The sequence below is a fragment of the Methylobacterium endophyticum genome (assembly GCF_050591105.1).
In the GTDB taxonomy this organism is placed as follows: domain Bacteria; phylum Pseudomonadota; class Alphaproteobacteria; order Rhizobiales; family Beijerinckiaceae; genus Methylobacterium.
This window is the reverse complement of record NZ_JBNHES010000056.1, coordinates 1-573: the sequence shown is the minus strand read 5'-3', so window position 1 is coordinate 573 and position 573 is coordinate 1. Positions and strand designations below refer to the sequence as shown.

The window sequence follows — 573 nt, the reverse complement described above, 5'->3', positions numbered from 1 at the left end:
GACGGCACCATCGGCTGCATGGTCAACGGCGCCGGGCTCGCCATGGCGACGCTGGACATCATCAAGCTCTACGGCGAGGAGCCGGCGAACTTCCTGGATGTCGGCGGCGGCGCCAGCGAGGAGAAGGTCACGGCGGCCTTCAAGATCATCACCGCCGATCCGAACGTGAAGGGCATCCTGGTCAACATCTTCGGCGGCATCATGAAGTGCGACGTGATCGCGCGCGGGGTGATCGCGGCGGTGAAGACCGTGGGCCTGTCGGTGCCGCTGGTGGTGCGGCTGGAGGGCACCAACGTGGAGGAGGGCAAGGCCATCATCCGCAACTCCGGCCTCAACGTGATCCCGGCGGACGACCTCGACGACGCGGCGCAGAAGATCGTCGCCGCGGTGAAGGGCTGAGGGCGCCATGCCGGGGGCGCCTCAGCTCGGCGCGGAGCACCGGCGCCTCGCCGCCTTCGCCGGCGACTGGGAGGGCGAGGAGCTGGTGGGGCCGTCGCGCTGGTTCGCGCCCGGTCCGGCCAGGGGCTTCGTCTCGGCCCGGATCGGTCTCGGCGGCTTCTACCTGATCCAGGA

General features: G+C 70.0%; 1 pseudogene. It reads left to right on the top strand.

Annotated elements, in window-relative coordinates:
• Nucleotides 1–399, top strand: a pseudogene (gene sucC / locus ACP56T_RS21895) (succinate--CoA ligase subunit beta); the annotation flags it as partial.
• Nucleotides 400–573 lie beyond the last annotated feature (174 nt).